The organism is Frigoribacterium sp. Leaf44, assembly GCF_001421865.1.
In the GTDB taxonomy this organism is placed as follows: domain Bacteria; phylum Actinomycetota; class Actinomycetes; order Actinomycetales; family Microbacteriaceae; genus Frigoribacterium.
On the sequence record NZ_LMLG01000006.1, the window covers coordinates 169,003 to 186,713 of the forward strand.

General features: G+C 66.6%; 15 protein-coding genes. 6 read left to right on the forward strand and 9 right to left on the reverse strand.

The features are described 5' to 3' along the window. A partial coding sequence (locus tag ASE87_RS16720) for an aldo/keto reductase (protein ID WP_235472261.1) occupies positions 1-517 on the reverse strand: 517 nt, incomplete at its 3' end. A gap of 135 nt (positions 518-652) precedes the next feature. Between ASE87_RS16720 and ASE87_RS15800 the strand changes: the two genes are divergently transcribed. Then, positions 653-1,426 carry a helix-turn-helix transcriptional regulator gene (locus ASE87_RS15800; RefSeq protein WP_082452526.1) on the forward strand — a complete coding sequence of 258 codons (774 nt, stop codon included), beginning with the start codon at positions 653-655 and terminating at the stop codon, positions 1,424-1,426. A 171-nt stretch (positions 1,427-1,597) separates the two neighbouring features. On the opposite strand, the gene ASE87_RS09255 is transcribed toward ASE87_RS15800, so the two are convergent. Next, positions 1,598-2,434, reverse strand: coding sequence for a DeoR/GlpR family DNA-binding transcription regulator (locus ASE87_RS09255; RefSeq protein WP_235472262.1), 837 nt, complete (start codon positions 2,432-2,434; stop codon positions 1,598-1,600). 104 nt (positions 2,435-2,538) lie between these two features. Between ASE87_RS09255 and ASE87_RS09260 the strand changes: the two genes are divergently transcribed. The 5 genes from ASE87_RS09260 to ASE87_RS09280 are packed head-to-tail and all read left to right on the forward strand — an operon-like array spanning position 2,539 to position 7,936. Then, the gene (locus ASE87_RS09260) at positions 2,539-3,441 is read left to right on the forward strand and encodes a class II fructose-bisphosphate aldolase (protein WP_056227966.1); all 903 of its coding nucleotides are present in this window, start codon (positions 2,539-2,541) and stop codon (positions 3,439-3,441) included. Positions 3,442-3,495: 54 nt separating this feature from the next. Beyond that, positions 3,496-4,824, forward strand: coding sequence for a D-tagatose-bisphosphate aldolase, class II, non-catalytic subunit (locus tag ASE87_RS09265; protein ID WP_056227970.1), 1,329 nt, complete (start codon positions 3,496-3,498; stop codon positions 4,822-4,824). Beyond that, the gene (locus ASE87_RS09270; RefSeq protein WP_056058199.1) at positions 4,817-5,980 is read left to right on the forward strand and encodes an SIS domain-containing protein; all 1,164 of its coding nucleotides are present in this window, start codon (positions 4,817-4,819) and stop codon (positions 5,978-5,980) included. The genes ASE87_RS09265 and ASE87_RS09270 overlap by 8 nt, the downstream gene beginning before the upstream one ends. Positions 5,981-5,982: 2 nt before the next feature. After that, the gene (locus ASE87_RS09275) at positions 5,983-6,945 is read left to right on the forward strand and encodes an N-acetylglucosamine kinase (RefSeq protein WP_157489896.1); all 963 of its coding nucleotides are present in this window, start codon (positions 5,983-5,985) and stop codon (positions 6,943-6,945) included. Between the two features lie 49 nt (positions 6,946-6,994). Then, entirely contained in the window at positions 6,995-7,936 is a 942-nt protein-coding gene (locus tag ASE87_RS09280; protein ID WP_200925465.1) for a DMT family transporter, read from the forward strand. A 1,264-nt stretch (positions 7,937-9,200) separates the two neighbouring features. On the opposite strand, the gene dnaB is transcribed toward ASE87_RS09280, so the two are convergent. The 7 genes from dnaB to ASE87_RS09320 all read right to left on the reverse strand — a co-directional run bounded on the left by dnaB (position 9,201) and on the right by ASE87_RS09320 (position 17,331). Next, positions 9,201-10,589 (reverse strand): replicative DNA helicase, encoded by a 1,389-nt coding sequence (gene dnaB, locus ASE87_RS09290; protein ID WP_043595340.1) that lies wholly within the window; start codon positions 10,587-10,589, stop codon positions 9,201-9,203. Between the two features lie 631 nt (positions 10,590-11,220). Continuing rightward, positions 11,221-11,604, reverse strand: coding sequence for a D-ribose pyranase (rbsD, locus tag ASE87_RS09295; protein WP_056227974.1), 384 nt, complete (start codon positions 11,602-11,604; stop codon positions 11,221-11,223). Next, complete coding sequence (locus tag ASE87_RS09300; protein WP_369814003.1) at positions 11,601-12,674, reverse strand: ribokinase; 1,074 nt, start codon at positions 12,672-12,674, stop codon at positions 11,601-11,603. The genes rbsD and ASE87_RS09300 overlap by 4 nt, the downstream gene beginning before the upstream one ends. A gap of 11 nt (positions 12,675-12,685) precedes the next feature. Further along, complete coding sequence (locus ASE87_RS09305; RefSeq protein ID WP_043595335.1) at positions 12,686-13,636, reverse strand: substrate-binding domain-containing protein; 951 nt, start codon at positions 13,634-13,636, stop codon at positions 12,686-12,688. A gap of 34 nt (positions 13,637-13,670) precedes the next feature. Further along, positions 13,671-14,642: an ABC transporter permease gene (locus tag ASE87_RS09310; RefSeq protein ID WP_043595333.1), complete on the reverse strand. Its 972-nt coding sequence runs from the start codon at positions 14,640-14,642 to the stop codon at positions 13,671-13,673. 31 nt (positions 14,643-14,673) lie between these two features. Then, on the reverse strand, positions 14,674-16,191 hold the full coding sequence (locus ASE87_RS09315; RefSeq protein WP_056227978.1) for a sugar ABC transporter ATP-binding protein: 1,518 nt from the start codon (positions 16,189-16,191) through the stop codon (positions 14,674-14,676). A 3-nt stretch (positions 16,192-16,194) separates the two neighbouring features. Next, positions 16,195-17,331, reverse strand: coding sequence for a LacI family DNA-binding transcriptional regulator (locus tag ASE87_RS09320; RefSeq protein ID WP_082452529.1), 1,137 nt, complete (start codon positions 17,329-17,331; stop codon positions 16,195-16,197). Positions 17,332-17,711 lie beyond the last annotated feature (380 nt).

Here is a 17,711-nt window from a genome sequence, read left to right on the forward strand (position 1 = left end):
CCTTCTGCTGGAAGTAGGGGTGCAGCTCGATCTGGTTCACAGCCGGCACGATGTCGGTCTGCTCGAGCAGGCGGGTGAGATGTTCGATAATGAAGTTGCTCACGCCGATCGCTCGAACCTTCCGCTTCGCGAGCAGATCCTCAAGCGCTTTGTACGCGCCGACCGTCTTCTCAAAGTCTGAAGGAAGGGGGCTGTGGAGGATCAACAGATCGATCGTGTCCACGCCTAGCTTGCCGGCGCTCTTCTCGAACGCATGCAAAGTCTCCCCGTAGCCGAAGTCGCTGATCCACACCTTCGACTCGATGAAGACGTCCTTCCGCAGCACACTAGAGTCACGAATTCCCTGGCCGACTTCGCGCTCGCTGCCGTACGCGGCCGCTGTGTCGATGTGTCGATAGCCAGTTCGAAGGGCGGACACGACGGCCGCGACCGTCTCGTCCGGTAAAGTCTGGAATACCCCAAGGCCAATGGCCGGGATCTCGATGCCGTTGTTCAGGGTGAATTTCGAAGTGGTCATGAGTCCACGCTAGGTAGCCATTGCGGAACCGCGGGAGTCACCAGCAGTCACTCCCACTCCTGCTAGCCGACCCGCCCGCTGAGGGCGAATGCTGGTGACTCCCGGTTTCCGCCCGCCGGGTCTAGCGTCAGGAGCATGGACCCGAGGCTCGAAGTTCAGGAATTCCTCACCGCGCTCCGCGGGCGCATCACTCCTGAAAGAGCAGGGGTCACCCTGTACGGCGGAGAAAGCCGCGTCCCGGGCCTGCGCCGAGAGGAAGTTGCGCAACTCACCGGCGTGAGCACCGCGTACTACACCCGTATGGAACGTGGCGACCTCCGCGGAGTATCCGAGAGCGTCCTCTATGCACTCGTGCGCGCCCTCCACCTCGACGAGGCCGAGACGACGCACCTCATCGACCTCGCCCACGCCGCCGGACCCACCCGGGCACCACGCAAGAAACCCGTGACAAGGGTGTCACCCCGGATCGGGCAGCTCCTAGACACCATGCGGGACGTCCCCGCACTCGCCTTCGATCGACTCGGTGACCCGGTGGCCTCTAATGCGCTCGGACGCGCCCTGTTCCCAGAACTCTTTCCAGAGCACGGGGCGCCGCTGAACCACTACCGCTACCTGTTCCTCGATCCTCGATCGCAGAAGTTCCACTCCGATTGGGACGTCAGCGCGCGTGGTGCAGTGTCCTCCCTGCGTTTGCTCGCCGGACACGACTTGGAAGATCGAGCCCTCGCCGCCCTCGTCGGCGACCTCGCCACCCGAAGCGAGCAATTCCGCACCTGGTGGGGCGGCCACACCGTCCGCACCCACACCTCCGGCACAAAACAGATACACCCCTCAGCCCTGGCACCACTGCGGGGTGCAGCAGCGACCTTCCCTCAGGAAGAAGAAACGGCCTTCGCACCGCCTCGATAAGCGACCGTCTATCGGACAACGCTTAGGCGGCTGTCCCGGAAGCGCGGACCAGTTCAGAACTGTGTTTCGGACCGATCCGGGGTTGCGGCACTCCGATCTGACCTCACACCGGGACCAGGCCGGAACCGATCAATTTTGGCTCGCGACTCCTGGGGCGCCGATTGAGTGACTTTACGGCTCATCGACCAGGGAAATGGCCAGCTCCACCACGTGCACCTCAACTCCTGCGCCAGCGATTAGCTTGAGCGCTTCAGGGTCGGCGGACGAGTCCGTCACGAGATCGTCGACCTCGGAGATGTCGGCCATCTTGGCCAGGGTCGCTCGACCGATCTTGGAGCCATCCGCCACGACGATGACTCGACCCGCGTTCTCCACCATGGCGTGGTTCGTCCGGGCCTCCGTCTCGTCGTGAGTGGTGACGCCTCCGGTAGCGCTGATGCCATCTGTCCCCAAGATGCAGGTTCCGACATTGATGCCACGAAAGGCACCCTCCGAGAGGGATCCGACTGCTTCGAAGGAGCTCTGGCGGACTACCCCCCCGGTCATGATCACTTTGAGTCGTGGCCAGGTGGCGCACTCCATGGCGATCGTCAAAGAATTTGTGACAATCGTCAGGCCCGCTCGGTGCCGAAGCCCGCGAGCGACTTCGGCCGTCGTAGTGCCACCGCTGAGAGCCAGCGCATAAGGGCCCGTCGGAATGAGGTCCACGGTTCGTCGCGCGATGTACTGCTTCTCTCGCTTGTAGCTCGTATTGCGGAGCCGGACGGGGATCTCTGGTTGAGAGTTCCTCTCCCGGGCTCCCCCATGGGTCCGCACGAGCTGGCCCTGCTCATCCAATTCGGCGAGATCGCGACGAAGTGTTGCCTCGGACACGCTGAGGTCTCGCGCGAGGTCCCCGAGGCTCCGACTGGTGTGCTCGTGCAGGAGGGACAGGATCCGCCGCATCCGCTCGCTTCGCTTGCTAGAAACAGCCCTCGGTGATGACTGGTCCAGGTACTGCTTGCTCACGACTGTCACTCCTTACTCGTCAACCGATCAACAAAAATGATCACTTCAATCGGATTATGCCCCGCAGATTGATTACTTCGCTCACTTAATCGCAGTATCTGCCTATGGCACTCGTCACCACCCGTGGACTAATCGAAGGCGCGATCACTCGTCATAGCGCGATCGCGAGCTTCAACGCCGTCACGCTGGAGCATGTCGAGGCCATCGTGGAAGGCGTCGAGCAAGCCGGCTCCGGAGCGATCCTGCAGGTGAGCGAGAACGCAATCGGTTTTCACAAGAGGAATATGCGGCCTCTGCTTTTGGCCTGCGCCAGCATTGCGTCGTCCTCTTCGGCGCCGATCTCGCTGCACCTGGACCACTTTCAGGACTCGGCACTCATCTCGCAAGGTATTGCCGAAGCGGCCGGTCTCGGTGTCAGTTCCATCATGATCGACGCCGCCCACCACCCGTACCTGTCGAACATCGAGCTGACTCTGGATGCGGCCCAGCGGGCGCACAGTCACGGGCTCTGGGTCGAGGGCGAGCTGGGCGAGATCGGGGGTAAGAACGGGGCTCATTCCCCCTTGGTTCGCACCGATCCTGGCGAAGCTCGCGAGTACGTCGCGGGCACCTCCATCGATGCGCTTGCCGTGGCCGTTGGCAGTTCTCACGCCATGACGTCCGCCAGCGCCTCCATCGACGTCGACCTCATCGGCCGCTTGGAAGAGGCCGTGGGTGTCCCCCTGGTCCTTCACGGGTCATCCGGTGTCTCGGACACGACCCTACGAGCAGCCGTGTCAGCAGGCATCCGAAAGATCAACGTCGGGACAGCCCTGAACGTGGCGTTCACCGACGCTGTACGCCAACGACTCTTAGATGAGTCAGACGTCCACGACCCGCGCATCTACATCGCGGACGGGCGCGACGCCATCTCCCGGACCGTTACTCGAATTTGCCGCCTCGTCGCCGAGTCGGCCGATGAACATCGACCAGCTCTGCCGGTCGTCAGCAACGCAAACCGTTTTTAGCGAATCTGCCGGCGGCGCCCCAAGGCGCCCCGCGCGATGTCAGTAAGGAGCACCGTGGTCAATCACTTGTGGAACACCATCCGCGAACACAAGGCGGGTAAGGCAGTAGGAATTTACGCGGTGTGTTCGGCCCACCCAGCCGTTCTTGAAGCGTCGATCCTGCAGGCTCTGGAGGATGATTCGTATCTTCTAATCGAAGCCACGTCCAACCAGGTCGATCAGTTCGGTGGGTACACCGGCATGCGTCCCGTCGACTTCCGCGAACTCGTGTTCGCCCTCGCTGACGATCTGGGCTTCGCTCGTGACCGTCTTGTCTTGGGCGGTGACCATCTGGGGCCGAACCGCTGGCAGAAGCTCGACGCAGAAGAAGCCATGCTCAATGCCGAGGGCCTCGTCCGCGCCTACGTCGAAGCCGGCTACACCAAAATCCACCTCGACTGCAGCATGTCATGCGCAGGCGATCCCGCACCTCTTGGTGACGACCTGGTCGCTGAGCGCACTGCTCGGCTTCTTCGCGTCGCCGAGGACGCAGCCCAGGCGTCAGGGCGAGCGGACGACATCCTCTACGTCATCGGCACAGAGGTACCCGTGCCTGGTGGCGCTCACGAGACTCTTGGCGATCTGGTTCCCACATCTCCTGACGCCGCTCGGGCCACTCTCGAGCGACACCGCCAAGCATTCGCCGACGTCGCTCTCGACAACATCTGGCCCCGCATCATCGCTCTCGTCGTGCAGCCTGCCGTCGAGTTCGATCACCTGCGAGTCATCGACTACCACCGTGCCGGCACGGTGGATCTTCGCAGGGTCCTTGACAATGAACCGGGGCTGGTCTTCGAGGCGCATTCCACTGACTACCAGGAGACCGCGCGCCTGACCGAGCTGGTCGAGGACCACTGGGCGATTCTCAAGGTCGGACCAGGCCTGACCTTCGCGATGCGTCAGGGCTTGTTCGCCCTCGCCAACATCGAGGACGAGCTTGTGCCTGCTGCAGACCGTTCAAACCTGATCGAGGTGCTGGAACGCCGGATGCTTGAGAAGCCCGGCTACTGGGAGGGTTACTACGAGGGCACACCGGAGCAGCAACGCATCGCTCGCCGCTTCAGCTACAGCGACCGCTTGCGCTACTACTGGCCAGACGAAGACGTTGTAGCTGCCGAATCGCGACTGTACGACAACCTGTCGCACCTCGAGATCCCTCTGCCGCTCATCAGTCAGTACATGCCTGACCAGTACGCCCGCGTTCGCGCCGGCAAGCTCCGCCCGCACCCCCGCGACCTCATTCTGGACGCGATCCGCGACTCCCTTCGCCCGTACTCCCAGGCCTGCTTCCCGGCCGAGAACAGCGATGTCTCTCTCACCCCCACTGGAGCACTTCATGTCTGACACGATCACCCCGATCCACGCCTCGGCCACCGCTCGCGAGATCTCACGGCAGCCTGATGTCTGGCTTGAAGCAGCACAAAAGATCACCGGCCAGCGTCCCGACCTCGACGCCTTCCTCACGCCACTGCTGGCCAACCCGCAGCTGCGCATCATCCTCACCGGGGCAGGAACATCCGCGTTCGTCGGGGACACCGCCGCGCCGGCGCTCACGAAGCTCCTTGGACGACGGGTCGACTCCGTCGCGACTACAGACATCGTCTCCAACCCGCACCAGTACCTGGGAGAGGACCTTCCCACCCTCCTGGTGTCCTACGCACGATCCGGCAACAGCCCGGAAAGCACGGCCGCGACAGTCTTGGCAGACGACGTCCTCACCGACGTGCACCACCTCATCATCACCTGCGACCAAGCGGGCAGCCTCTACAGGCAGCACCAGGACGACCCGAAGTCGAAGATCGTCCTGATGCCCACGAGGGCGAACGACGAGGGCTTCGCCATGACCTCGAGCTTCACCTCAATGCTGCTTTCCACCCTGCTGATCTTCGGCGGAGACGACGACCGCGCCGTGACCGCACTGGCACGCACCGTCGAGAACATCGTGACCCACCGTCAGGACGAGCTCCGACAGCTCGCCGGCGCCTCGTACGAGCGAGTCATCTACCTCGGCAGCGGCCCCCTCACGGGTCTGGCACGCGAATCCGCCCTGAAACTGCTCGAGCTGACAGCCGGCCGGATCGTCACCTACTACGACTCGGCTCTCGGATTCCGCCACGGCCCGAAGGCCGTCCTCAACGACAGGACTCTGACGCTGGTCTACATGTCCTCCGACACCTACACCCGTCGATACGACCAGGACATCGTCACGGAGATTCGTTCCACCCTCGGGGCAGATCACGTCATCGCCATCTCCTCCGAGCCGATGCCCGACGAGGACGGCCGGAACTGGGTCCTCGCTGAGCTGACGGGGGTGAACGATGCGTTCCTCGCCGTCGCCTACATCGTCATCGCGCAGCTGCTCGGTCTCTCGTTCTCCGTCGCACTCGGGCTCACTCCCGACAACCCGTTCCCGAACGGGACCGTCAACCGCGTCGTCAAGGGAGTCACGATCCACCCCTTGGCTCCCTCGGACGACGAGCACACGAACGGCGGTCGGTGACGATGGCTCTGTTCCTCGGAGTCGACGGAGGCGGGTCCAAGACCAACTTCGTCCTCCTCGACGACACCGGCCGGATCGTGTCTGAGACGACGACGGCCAGCTGCTACTACTTCAACGACGGCATCGAACTCGTCAGCCGCATCCTGGCCACCGGGATCAGCGGCGTCACATCCCAAGCGGGCGTCACCACCGGACAGATCGACCAAGCCTTCTTCGGACTGCCCGGCTACGGCGAAGTCAGTGCCGACATCGACCAACTCGACACAATTCCAGGCGAAGTCCTCGGACACGACCGCTTCACCAGCGACAACGACATGGTCTGCGGCTGGGCCGGTTCACTCGGCGCCCGAGACGGCATCAACGTCATCAGCGGCACCGGCTCCATGACCTACGGCGAATACCAAGGCCGTAACCACCGAGTCGGCGGCTGGAGCGAACTCTTCGGTGACGAAGGTTCGGGCTACTGGATCGCCGAACAAGGCCTCAACGCCTTCAGCCGCATGAGCGACGGGCGCCTCCCCCGCGGACCTCTCTACAACATCATCAAGACACGCGTCGGGATCACCAACGATCTCGATCTGATCGACGTCGTCGTGAACCAGTGGAAGGGCCTCCGCGTCAACATCGGCGACCTCTCCAAAACCGTCGTCGAAGCTGCCCTGCAGGGCGACACCGTCGCCATCCAGATCCTCGTCAACGCCTGCAACGAACTCGTCGAGATCGTCGAAACCACCCGGCTTCAACTCGGCTTCGGCAACGACACCGTGCCTGTCTCCTACTCGGGCGGCATGTTCACGACCGCGATCATCCGTGACGGCTTCGCTGACGCCCTCACCGCCCTGCCAGCCCCGTACGAGTTGCACGAACCCATGTTCGGCCCCGGAGTCGGAGGCGCCCTCTACGCCGCGAAAAAGGCCGGCACCCCCCTCTCCGACGTTGCTCTGCAGCGCCTCCGCACGCACTAAACGACACCCCTACCCCACCCCGCAACTCGATGTCAAAGATGAGGTCATTGTGAACAGAACCCGCAGCTGGATCTTCTACGCAGCACTCCTAGTGCTCTTCTGGGGAGTGTGGGGCGCCCTCTCTTCCCTTCCCATCAACCTCTACGGATACCCGGACGAGATGATCTACGTCATCTGGGCGTTCACCATGATCATCCCGGCCGTGTTCGCTCTTCGAGGCCAGAAGTTCGACCGCCGACCCAAAGCCGCCATGTACGGCCTACTGATCGGCCTGACAGGCGCAGGAGGACAGCTGCTGCTGTTCAACGCCCTCTCCACCGGTCCCGCGTACCTCATCTTCCCGATCATCTCCGTCTCCCCGGCGATCACCGTGCTCATGGCTGTGATCTTCCTCCGCGAAAGACTGCGAAAAGTCGCCATCATCGGCCTCTTCGCCGCCCTCGCAGCCATCGTCCTGTTCAGCGTCGCCGGCTCTTCCGGTGAGGCAACGGCTGGCCCGTGGCTGCTAATCGCGATCTTCGTGAGCATCGCTTGGGGTGTGCAGGCCTTCTTCATGCGCAAGGCGGCCACGATCGGCGTGAACGACGGCACCACCTTCGGCTGGATGGCAATCAGCGGACTTGTACTAGTCCCCTTCGCCGTCCTCGCCATGGGCGGGCTCCCGCTCGACGTCCCCTGGCAGGCACCGGCGCTCACCGCAGTGACCCAGCTGCTGAACGCCATCGGAGCGCTCTTCCTCGTCATGGCCCTCAGCCGCGGCAAGGCGTCCATCGTGGCGCCCACGACGAATGCCCTGGCCCCCGTGCTCACGATCGTCGTGTCCCTGATCATCTACCAGACCCTGCCCTCGCCCTTCGGCGCAGTGGCCATCGTCCTGGCCCTCGTGGGATCAACGCTGATGGTCTACAGCGACGAGAAACGAGGGGAGGCGGTCCCCGACGCACTCCTGAACGACGAGCTCACCCCCGAAACCACGCCAACGCCTCGGTAGCCACAGAGCACGTAGGCGGAAAGAAGAGGCCCGTCCAAATTCCTCCGGGGACTTGGACGGGCCTGTTTTCGGGCGGTGCATATGTCGGTTCCCGGCAAGCCCCCGCCACCTATGAGCATAGAAACCTGTCCTGGCGACGGGCTCAGCCCTGCCATGAGCGCGGCCGAATTGGCGGCCTGAATCGACGGGGCGAGCGTCATGCGCCAGGCCGGCGACGGCGACCGGGCCGATCTGGCCCTGTCGCGGTTGCGGTCGCGGTTGCTTGAGGCGCTGCTGTACTCGAGGCGCTGCTGTAGCTGTCCGTGTCGGTGGCTGGATCTCCCCTGCGCCTGTGGGTGTGCGGGGGTCAGGAAAGACAATGCGGAGCATGCTCGCGAAGCGGCAGGAGCAGCACCCGCATGCGTGCCCGATGCTCCCGGGTGCGCATGGGCTGTGGCTCGTGCAGCAACAGCCGGCGTCACCTCTCGGGCACGTCACAACCCGCAGCTCGATGGGCCGCTCAATGTACGACGTCCACGCGCACTGCCGCGACAACGGCGGCCGCCGGCCGTGGCTGCCGCTGCCCTAGCCTGGGCGGTGCAGCATGAGGCGGATATCCGCGCGCTGATTGAGCGCAGCTCGCCGGAGCTGGAGGTATGGCGGGGGACGGTCTAGCCCCGGGGCTCGACTCGATGCTGCCGCCGTTCCAGTCGTAGCTCCCCGCGGAGCTGATGCGCCGCAGCTCGTCGCACTAGGCGACCCTCGATTGGACATCGCAGATTCGAGATTCTGCTCGCTTAATTGCAGATTAGATTGTCGCTCTTTGTCAAAGGCGACGATCTAGGCAGCATGTCGACAAACTAACTCGCAGACGACACAAACAGAGCGGTTCGCCCAGTCCGCATCAATCAGAGAACATGACTCGGAATGCCACCACGGTGGGAACCGCCCTGCCAGATGCCCGAGTGTCTCTAACTCCGCCATTACCAAGAACATCAGAATGGTCTGCTCGCATAGCCACTTCACTCCGTCGGCAGCACCAAAAGGCAGCCGTGACGGACCTTCGACCTAGGCGCCATTGACGTCACCAGTGCCCCTCATCTGAGCCAATCCCCGCTCCTCGTAAGCCAAGATCTACCAACTGGTCCTTGTCACGAAGGGCCCCTACCTCGCATTCGGCCGAAAAAGTTCAGGGGTGGCAGATTCGCGTGTGAATACCTAGGACTCACGACACGAAAGCGTGGAACACGACACTTAGTTTTGGAAACCACAGTGAGGCGGTTCGCTAGCTGGGCATGTCCACGAAGCGCGAGAACATGCCGTGGAACGCCACGGTGATGGTGTCAGTGGGGCCGTTGCGGTGCTTGGCGACGATGAAGTCGGCCTCGCCCTGGCGGGGGTTGTCTTTCTCGTAGGCGGACTCGCGGTGCAGCAGGATGACCATGTCGGCGTCCTGCTCGAGTGAACCGGACTCTCGCAGGTCGCTGATCGCGGGCTTCTTGTCGGCACGCTGCTCGGGACCACGGTTCAGCTGCGACAGCGCGATCACCGGCACCTGCAGCTCTTTCGCCATCAGCTTCAGGGCACGCGAGAACTCCGACACCTCTTGCTGACGGCTCTCGACCCGCTTGCCCGACGTCATCAGCTGCAGGTAGTCGATCACCACGAGCTTGAGGTTGTGCTGCTGCTTCAGCCGGCGGCACTTCGCCCGGATCTCGACCAACGTCATGTTGGGCGAGTCGTCGATGAAGAGCGGCGCGTCGTTGATCCGGCCGCGCACCTGCGCGATGTTCGTCCAGTCCCGCGCGTCGACCGTTCCTTTGCGCATGTTCTGGAGCGGCACGCTCGACTCGGCCGACATCAGACGCATCGCGATCTCGCTGCGCCCCATCTCGAGCGAGAAGAACACCGACGCCTGCCCGTGCTTGATCGACGCCGCCCGCGCCAGGTCGAGGGCCAACGTCGACTTACCGAGCGCCGGTCGCGCCGCCACGATGATCAGCTGACCCGGGTGGAACCCGTTCGTCAGCGCGTCGAGCTGCGCGAACCCCGTCGGCACGCCCGTCATCTGACCGTCGCGACCCTTGGCCGCCTCGATCTCGTCGATCGCGACCGTCACCGCCTCGTTCAGCGGCACGTAGTCCTCGGTCTGCACCCCACCGGCCACGTTGTAGACCTCGGCCTGCGCGTTGTTGACCAGGTCGACGACCTCGCCCTCGCTCGCGTACCCCATCTGCACGATGCGCGTGCCGGCCTCGACCAGACGGCGCAGCACCGCCTTCTCGGCGACGATCGACGCGTAGTAGCCCGCGTTCGCCGCGGTGGGCACGACGCCGGTGAGGGTGTGGAGGTACTCCGCTCCCCCGGCCCGCGACAGGTCGGCGGACTTCATCAGCTCATCGCTGACCGTGATGACGTCGGTGGGCTCGCCGTGCGAGTACAGCCCCAGGATCGCGTCGTAGATGACCTCGTGCTTGGGCACGTAGAAGTCCATGCCGCGGACCGTCTCGATGACGTCGGCCACGGCGTCCTTGCTGAGCAGCATGCCGCCGAGCGCGCTCTGCTCGGCGAGCAGGTCGTGCGGCGGGACGCGGTCCATGTTGACGGGGCCACCACGGTCGCGATCGCGGGCGTTCGACGCATCGGGAGCGAGACCGAGATGGGCGATCGACATGGGTCCTCCAACGAGAAATCGGGTGGGTGCGGGGCAGCACCGAAGACGCTTGGGGCAGTTCTACGACAGACCCCCGACATCCCCCTGCCGAACCGCCGTGACCCACCCCTGACGAGCGCGGGTACACCTTATGGACACCGAGTTCTCCACAGCAAATGCACCTGTGGATAACTCTGGGGAGAACAGGTGAGCAACGCCGGACAACCCTGGGGAGAACTGTGGATCACGCTGTGGACAACGAGATACTTCAGTTCGATTACCCGGCTTTGATCAGGTGTTTCTCGATTCCACAGTCGTGTGGAGAAAATTGTCTAAACCGGGGGTTGAGACATCCGATTTGACTTCTGCCTGTGCACAAGGGATTTGACTTTCGGCCCATTCGACCGATACCGACGCAGCCTGCGTTCAGCTTCCCGTAACCCCCGAAGGGGGGCCTGCGAAGAGCCTGGTCAGGACGGTATCGGGGACCGGCGCCGCGCCTCCTGGGCTCGATCACGGCCGGTGAGAGGGCGGCCGGGAGGTCGCACCACGCGCGGGTCGGCCCGCAAGCCGAAGAACCCCGTTTCCGAAGAAGAACCACCAGGGATCGGGGTTCGTCTTCGGAAACGAGGTTCGAGGGGGAGCAGGTGCCTCAGAAGGGGACGCCGCAGCGCAGCACGACGTTGGCGTACGGGGTCGCCTCGCCCGTCCGGACGAGGAGGCGCGCTCCACCCGACAGCCGCTTGAGCTCGTCGTGCGAGACGTAGGCGACGTCGTCGAACCGGGACGTGATCTGCGCACCCGCGGGGGAGTCGTGGCTCTCGTCCGCGGCCGTGCAGGCCTCGAAGACCACGTCGGTGGTGAGGGCGTCCAGCACGTCGGCGAAGGCCGGCAGGCCGTGGACGACGGCGAGGTCGACCACGGGGACTCCGGCAGGCAGGGGGAGTCCGCAGTCGGCGACGACCACGAGGTCGCCGTGGCCGAGTCCGCTCACCGCGTGGTTCAGCTGGGCGTTGAGCAGGCCACCGCGCTTCACGAGGTCACTCCGTCCGCTGGGTCGGCATCCGCCGACCCCTCCGTCGGGGCGGCAGCCGCCGCAGGCAGCTCGTCATCCAGCGTCGGGTACGACGCCTGCGTGCCGACGCCCGTCACCGAGAACGCCCCGACGCGCACGGCGTCCCGAGCGGCCTCGAGGAGCGACGCACCAGCGGCCAGTCCGGCGGCGAGGGCGCCGACGAAGGCGTCTCCGGCTCCGGAAGAGTCGACGGCCGCGACGCGAGGCGAGGCCACCAGCACGGTGCCCGACGCATCGGAGACGATCGCCCCGGCGGCACCGCGGGTCATCACGACCGACGTGACTCCCTGGGCGCGCAGGGAGGCGACGACCGACTCGTCGTCGACCCGCACCTCCTCGTCCGACGCCGCGCCAGCAGCCGGAGCCCCGGCTGAAACGCCCCACGCGGCCAGCAGCAGCCGACCCTCGTGCTCGTTGACGACCAACGGATCCGCGGCCTTCACCACGTCCGCCGGCACGTCGATCACCGGGGCGAGGTTGAACACCACGCGCCCTCCGGCGTGCTGCACGGCGGCGGCGATGCCGTCCACGGGGATCTCTCCCTGCAGGACGACCACCGCGGCCTCGGCCAGCGCGCCCGCGTGCCCGCCGACGAACGACGCCGAGACGGCACCGTTCGCCCCGGGGACGACGACGATCGTGTTCTCGCTGTCGCCTCCGACGCTGACGACCGCCAGGCCGGTGGGCCCGGGGACGGTGTCGACGCCGCTGACGTCGACACCGCTCGAGCGGAGGTGGGGCAGGGCGTCGTCGGCACGACCGTCGTCGCCGACCGCACCGATCATCACGGTGCGGGCGCCGCGCCGTGCGGCGGCCACGGCCTGGTTCGCGCCCTTGCCGCCGGGGGAGAGGGTCATCGACGAGCCGATCAGCGTCTCGCCGGGCAGGGGCAGGCGGCCGACGGTCACGACCTGGTCGACGTTGATCGACCCGACCACGACGACCGTGCCGGCCGAACCGGCCGGAACCGGACCGTCCGCGCCGACCGCACCCGCGCCTCCTGCAGTCCCGACGACGCCTGGACCGCTCACATCAGGACCACTCATTCGGTGAAGTCACCCACGTTCTCCTTCGTGACGGTGATGACCTCGACGGCCTGGTCCGAGGGGCCCTCGTCGCCGCTTCCACCGTTGACGGCCTTGACGGCCTGGTCGACCGCGAGGGCGCCGAGCTCGGCGGGCTGCTGCGCGATCGTGCTCGAGAGCGTACCGGCCTCGATGGCCTTGAGGCCGTCCTCGGTGCCGTCGAACGCTGCCACCTGGACGTCGGTGCCGGCGCGCGAGCCGAGCGCCTGGATCGCTCCGAGGCCCATCTCGTCGTTCTCGGCGAAGACGCCCACGGCGTTCGGGTGCGCCTGCAGCAGGTTGGTGGTCACGTCGAGCGCGGTGGCGCGGTCGAAGTTCGCGGTCTGCTGCGCGACGACGGTGATGTCGGGGTAGGCCGAGATGCCCTTGGTGAAGCCCTCACCGCGGTCGCGGCTGGCCGAGGTGCCCGCGACGCCCTGGAGCACGATGACCTCGCCCTTCTCGCCGATCGCCTCGGCGAGGGCCTTGGCGGCCTGCTCGCCACCGGCGACGTTGTCGCTCGCGACGAACGAGGCGACGTCGGCACCGTTGACCGCGCGGTCGACGGCGACGATCGGCACGTCGGCCTCGTTGAGCGCCTTGGCGGCGGGGCCCGCGGCGTCGCTGTCGACGGCGTTCAGGATGACGGCGTCGGCGGTCGAGGCCGCGGTCGCCAGCTGGTTGGCCTGGGTGGCCGAGTCGTTCTGGGCGTCGACGATCTCGAGGTCGACGTTCTGCTTCTTCGCCTCGGCGGTGGCGCCGTCGCGCAGCTCGACGAAGAACGGGTTGTTCAGGGTGCTGAGCGACAGGACCACCGTGGGGCGGTCCGCCTCTCCGGCGGGGGTGCGGTTGCAGCCGGCGGTGCCGGTCGCGACCAGGGCGGCGATCGCCGTGACGGTGGCGGCCTTGCGGAACGAGGTCAACTTCATCGTGTGTCCTTCGGGTTGGGTTGGGTGGAGGGATTCAGCTGCTGCGCGTCTTGCGCCGCAGCACGTCGACGCCCACGGCGAGGGCGATGACGAGGCCGATGACGACCTGCTGCCAGAACGAGGTGACGTTCAGCAGGTTGAGGCCGTTGCGGATGACGACGAGCACGAGGGCGCCGATGATGGTGCCCGAGATGCGGCCGACGCCGCCGGCCAGGCTGGCGCCGCCGATGACGACCGCGGCGATGGCGTCGAGTTCGTAGCCCGAGGCCGCCTGCGGCTGGGCCGAGTCGAGGCGTCCGGCGAGCAGGAGACCGGCGAGGGCCGCGAACAGCCCGGCCAGGCCGAAAACGGTGACGACGATGCGCTTGACCGGCAGGCCCGAGAGGCGAGCGGCCTCGGCGTTGCCGCCGACGGCGTACATCGAGCGGCCGATGACGGTGCGGTTGAGGATGAACGACGCGACGATCGCGGCCAGTACGAGCACGATGATCGGCACGGGCACCGGGCCGATGTTGCCCCCGAGGAACGACACGGCCGGGGGAGTCGCGATCGGGCGACCGTCCGACACGACGAGGGTCAGGCCGCGCGCCACGCTGAGCATGGCGAGCGTGGCGATGAACGACGGCAGCTTGCCGTACGCGCTGGCGAACCCGTTGACCAGGCCGGCCACGAGGCCGGTGCCGAGCCCGAGGGCGAGCGCCAGGCCGCCGGGTAGCCCCGCCGTGGCGAAGAACCAGCCCGAGACCATCGCCGACAGCGCGGCGACCGAGCCGACCGAGAGGTCGATGCCGCCCGCGACGATGACGAAGGTCATGCCGAACGCCAGCACGGCGACGGTCGACACCTGGATGCCGATGTTCAGCAGGTTGCGCCCGGTCAGGAAGTCCGGCGTCGCGATGAAGAGGGCCAGGCACAGCACGACGAGCCCGACGAGGGCTCCGTTGGCGGCCAGGAAGGTCTTGATGTCGAAGGAGCGTCGCTGCGCCTTCACGGTGGTGGTGGTCATGGGTGTCGTCCTCGGGTCCGTGCTTCTCGGGTCAGTTCGTCGGGGGGACGTCGCGTGCCGCGAGCGTCATCAGGGTGTCCTGGGTGGCGTCGGCCGCGGCGACCTCGCCGGCGACGACTCCGTCGCGCATCACGAGGATGCGATCGCTCATGCCCATCACCTCGGGCAGTTCGCTGCTGACCATCACGACCGCGCCTCCTGCGTCGGTGATGCGGTTCACCAGCTCGTAGATCTCGACCTTCGCGCCGACGTCGACGCCGCGGGTCGGCTCGTCGAGCAGCAGCACCGTCGAGCCGGCGATGATCCAGCGGCCGAACACGGCCTTCTGCTGGTTGCCGCCCGACAGCGAGCCGATCTCCTGGTCGATGTCGCGCATGCGGATCCGCAGGGTCGAGGCGACCTCGTCGGCCTTCGCACGCTGACCGGCGAAGTCGACCAGGCCGCCCTTCGCGCTGCTGGCGAGCGTCGCGTAGCCGAGGTTGTCGTTGACGGAGGCGCCCAGCACGAGCCCCTGCGCCTTCCTGTCCTCGGGAACGTGGCCGACGCCCGCGGCGATGGCCCCGGCGACGTCGCCCTTCTTCAATCGCTTGCCGCGCACGGTCACGCTGCCCGAGTCGTACTTGTCGACCCCGGCGATCGCGCGGACGACCTCGGTGCGACCGGCGCCGACGAGCCCGGCGATGCCGAGCACCTCGCCTGCCCGCACGTCGAACGAGACGTCGCGGAAGACCGACCCGGTCAGTCCGCGGACCTCGAGCACGACGGGGGAGTCGCCCTCGCTGCCCGGCGTACGCGGGTACTGGTGCTCGATGTCGCGGCCGACCATCAGGCGGACGAGTTCGTCCTCGCCGGTCGACGCGGGCACCTCGGCGACGAACGCACCGTCACGCAGCACGGCCACGGTGTCGCCGATCTCGGCGATCTCGTCCAGGTGGTGGCTGATGAACAGCATGCCGACGCCGCGGGCGCGCAGCTGCTCGACGACGCGGAAGAGGATCTCGGTCTCGTGCCGGGTCAGCGCCGCGGTCGGCTCGTCGAGGATCAGGATGCGCGCGTCGATGCTCAGCGCCTTCGCGATCTCGACCAGCTGCTGACGGGCGATGCCGAGCTCGCCGACCTTCTGGTCGACGTCGACGTCGAGCCCGATCAGGTCGAGGGCCGCGCGGGCGCGCTTCTTCAGCTCGCGACGGTCGACCAGGCCGAACCGGGTCGGGAACCGCCCCATCATCACGTTCTCGGCGACGCTGAGCGACGCGACGAGGTTGAGCTCTTGGTGGATCGTCGCGATGCCGAGCTTCTCGGCGGCGTGCGTGTTGGGCAGGTGGACGGCCTCGCCGTCGACCAGCACACGGCCGGCGTCGGGCTGGTACACGCCCGACATCATCTTGATCAGGGTGGACTTGCCGGCGCCGTTCTCGCCGAGCAGCACCTGCACGCGGCCGGGCCGGACGTGCACGGTGACGTCGTCGATGACCCGCACGGGGCCGAACGACTTGCTGACGTTCTCGAGCGTGAGCAGGGGGCGATCGTCGTCGATCGAGTGGGGCATGGGTCAGTTCCTGCCGAGGGGTCGGGGTGGGGTGGGGTGTGCCGGGTCCGTCGAGGTCGAGGAGGCGCGGGTCGCGGTGGACCCGCGCGTCGCCGAGGTGCCGCTCGCGGATCCGCGACCCGCGCCTCCTGCGGTCCGGCCGGAGGCGCGGGTCGTCGACTCGCGCACGATCAGTTCGCTGGGCAGCACGACCGAGTCGGGAGTGCGCCCGTCGATGACCTCGTGCAGCAGCTGGACGGCGATGCGGCCCATCTCCTCGACGCTGTGCGCGATGACGGTCAGGGCCGGGTCGAGCAGCGAGAACCACTCGATGTCGTCGAACGCGATGACCGAGACGTCGGTGCCCATGCGCATGCCGAGCCGGTTGAGCATGGCGATGGCTCCGACGGCCATGAGGCTGTCGGCGGCGAGCAGGGCCGTCGGCGGCTCGTCGAGCTCGAACAGGGCGTGCACGGCGGCCGACCCGCTGGCGGACTGGAAGTCGCCGACGTAGACCAGGTCGGGGTCGGTGCTGAGGCCCAGCTCGGTGGCCGCGGCGGTCCACGCCTCGAGTCGCTCGCGCCCGGTGGACACGCTCTGCGGGCCCGCGACGTAGCCGACGCGCTCGTGGCCGAGGTCGACGAGGTGCTGCACGGCGGCTCGGATGCCGGGGACGCTGTCGGTCGTCACGCTCGGCACGTCGACGCCGGGGATCGTGCGGTCGACGAAGACCGTCGGCACCTCGCGGGCGAGCAGCGAGTCGATGCTGGCGGAGTCGGTGCCCTGCGGGGCGACGATGACGCCGTCGACGCGGCGCGAGATGAGGGTGTCGAGGTAGCGGTCCTGCTGCTCGCGGTTCTCGTTGGCGTTGCCGAGGAGGGTGACGTAGCCGAGCTCGAGCAGCGACTGCTCGATGGTGTGGGCGAGGTCGGCGAAGAACGGGTTGCGGACGTCCGAGACGAGCAGGCCGACCGTGTCGGAGCGGGTCGAGCGCAGCGCCCTGGCCTGGGCGTTCGGGCGGAAGTCGAGCTCGCGCACGGCTCGTTCGACCTGGGCCCGCGACTCGGCGGAGGTGGCCGGGTTGCCCGACAGCACACGCGATGCCGTCGCGGCCGAGACGCCGGCGCGCTGCGCCACGTCCCTGATCGTCACGGTGTTCATCGGGCTCTACCTCGTCGTAGTGGTGCGGGTCGCAGGGCGTGTCCGCTGCGTGGAATCGATTCCATGGAACCGATTCCACGACAGTAGACGAGCCACCTCCTCCTGTCAACGCGAGCCCCGAGTGCCGAAGAACCCGGTTTCGAACCGAACACCCGGTTGCAACGCGGTGCATCGTTCGAAACCGGGTGCATCGCGACACAGGACGTCCCCCGAGGAGGCGCGGTGCCCGCCCCAGCCGCCCCGCGCCTCCCCGTCCCCGCCCTGTCTTGACTCGCCCCGCCCACCCAGCCCAGCTCAGCCCTCCCAGCCAGCCCAGCCCAGCCCAGGCAACCCACGAACCCCGTTCCGTGCGATGAACCACGAAGCTTCGTGGTTCATCG

Coding starts and splice junctions, on each gene's coding strand:
- ASE87_RS09315 (WP_056227978.1), bottom strand. CDS start 16,191: ATGCCCCACTCGATCGACGACGATCGCCCCCTGCTCACGCTCGAGAAC.
- ASE87_RS09320 (WP_082452529.1), bottom strand. CDS start 17,331: ATGAACACCGTGACGATCAGGGACGTGGCGCAGCGCGCCGGCGTCTCG.
- dnaB (WP_043595340.1), bottom strand. CDS start 10,589: ATGTCGATCGCCCATCTCGGTCTCGCTCCCGATGCGTCGAACGCCCGC.
- ASE87_RS09310 (WP_043595333.1), bottom strand. CDS start 14,642: ATGACCACCACCACCGTGAAGGCGCAGCGACGCTCCTTCGACATCAAG.
- ASE87_RS09275 (WP_157489896.1), top strand. CDS start 5,983: ATGGCTCTGTTCCTCGGAGTCGACGGAGGCGGGTCCAAGACCAACTTC.
- ASE87_RS09305 (WP_043595335.1), bottom strand. CDS start 13,636: ATGAAGTTGACCTCGTTCCGCAAGGCCGCCACCGTCACGGCGATCGCC.
- ASE87_RS15800 (WP_082452526.1), top strand. CDS start 653: ATGGACCCGAGGCTCGAAGTTCAGGAATTCCTCACCGCGCTCCGCGGG.
- ASE87_RS09270 (WP_056058199.1), top strand. CDS start 4,817: ATGTCTGACACGATCACCCCGATCCACGCCTCGGCCACCGCTCGCGAG.
- ASE87_RS09260 (WP_056227966.1), top strand. CDS start 2,539: ATGGCACTCGTCACCACCCGTGGACTAATCGAAGGCGCGATCACTCGT.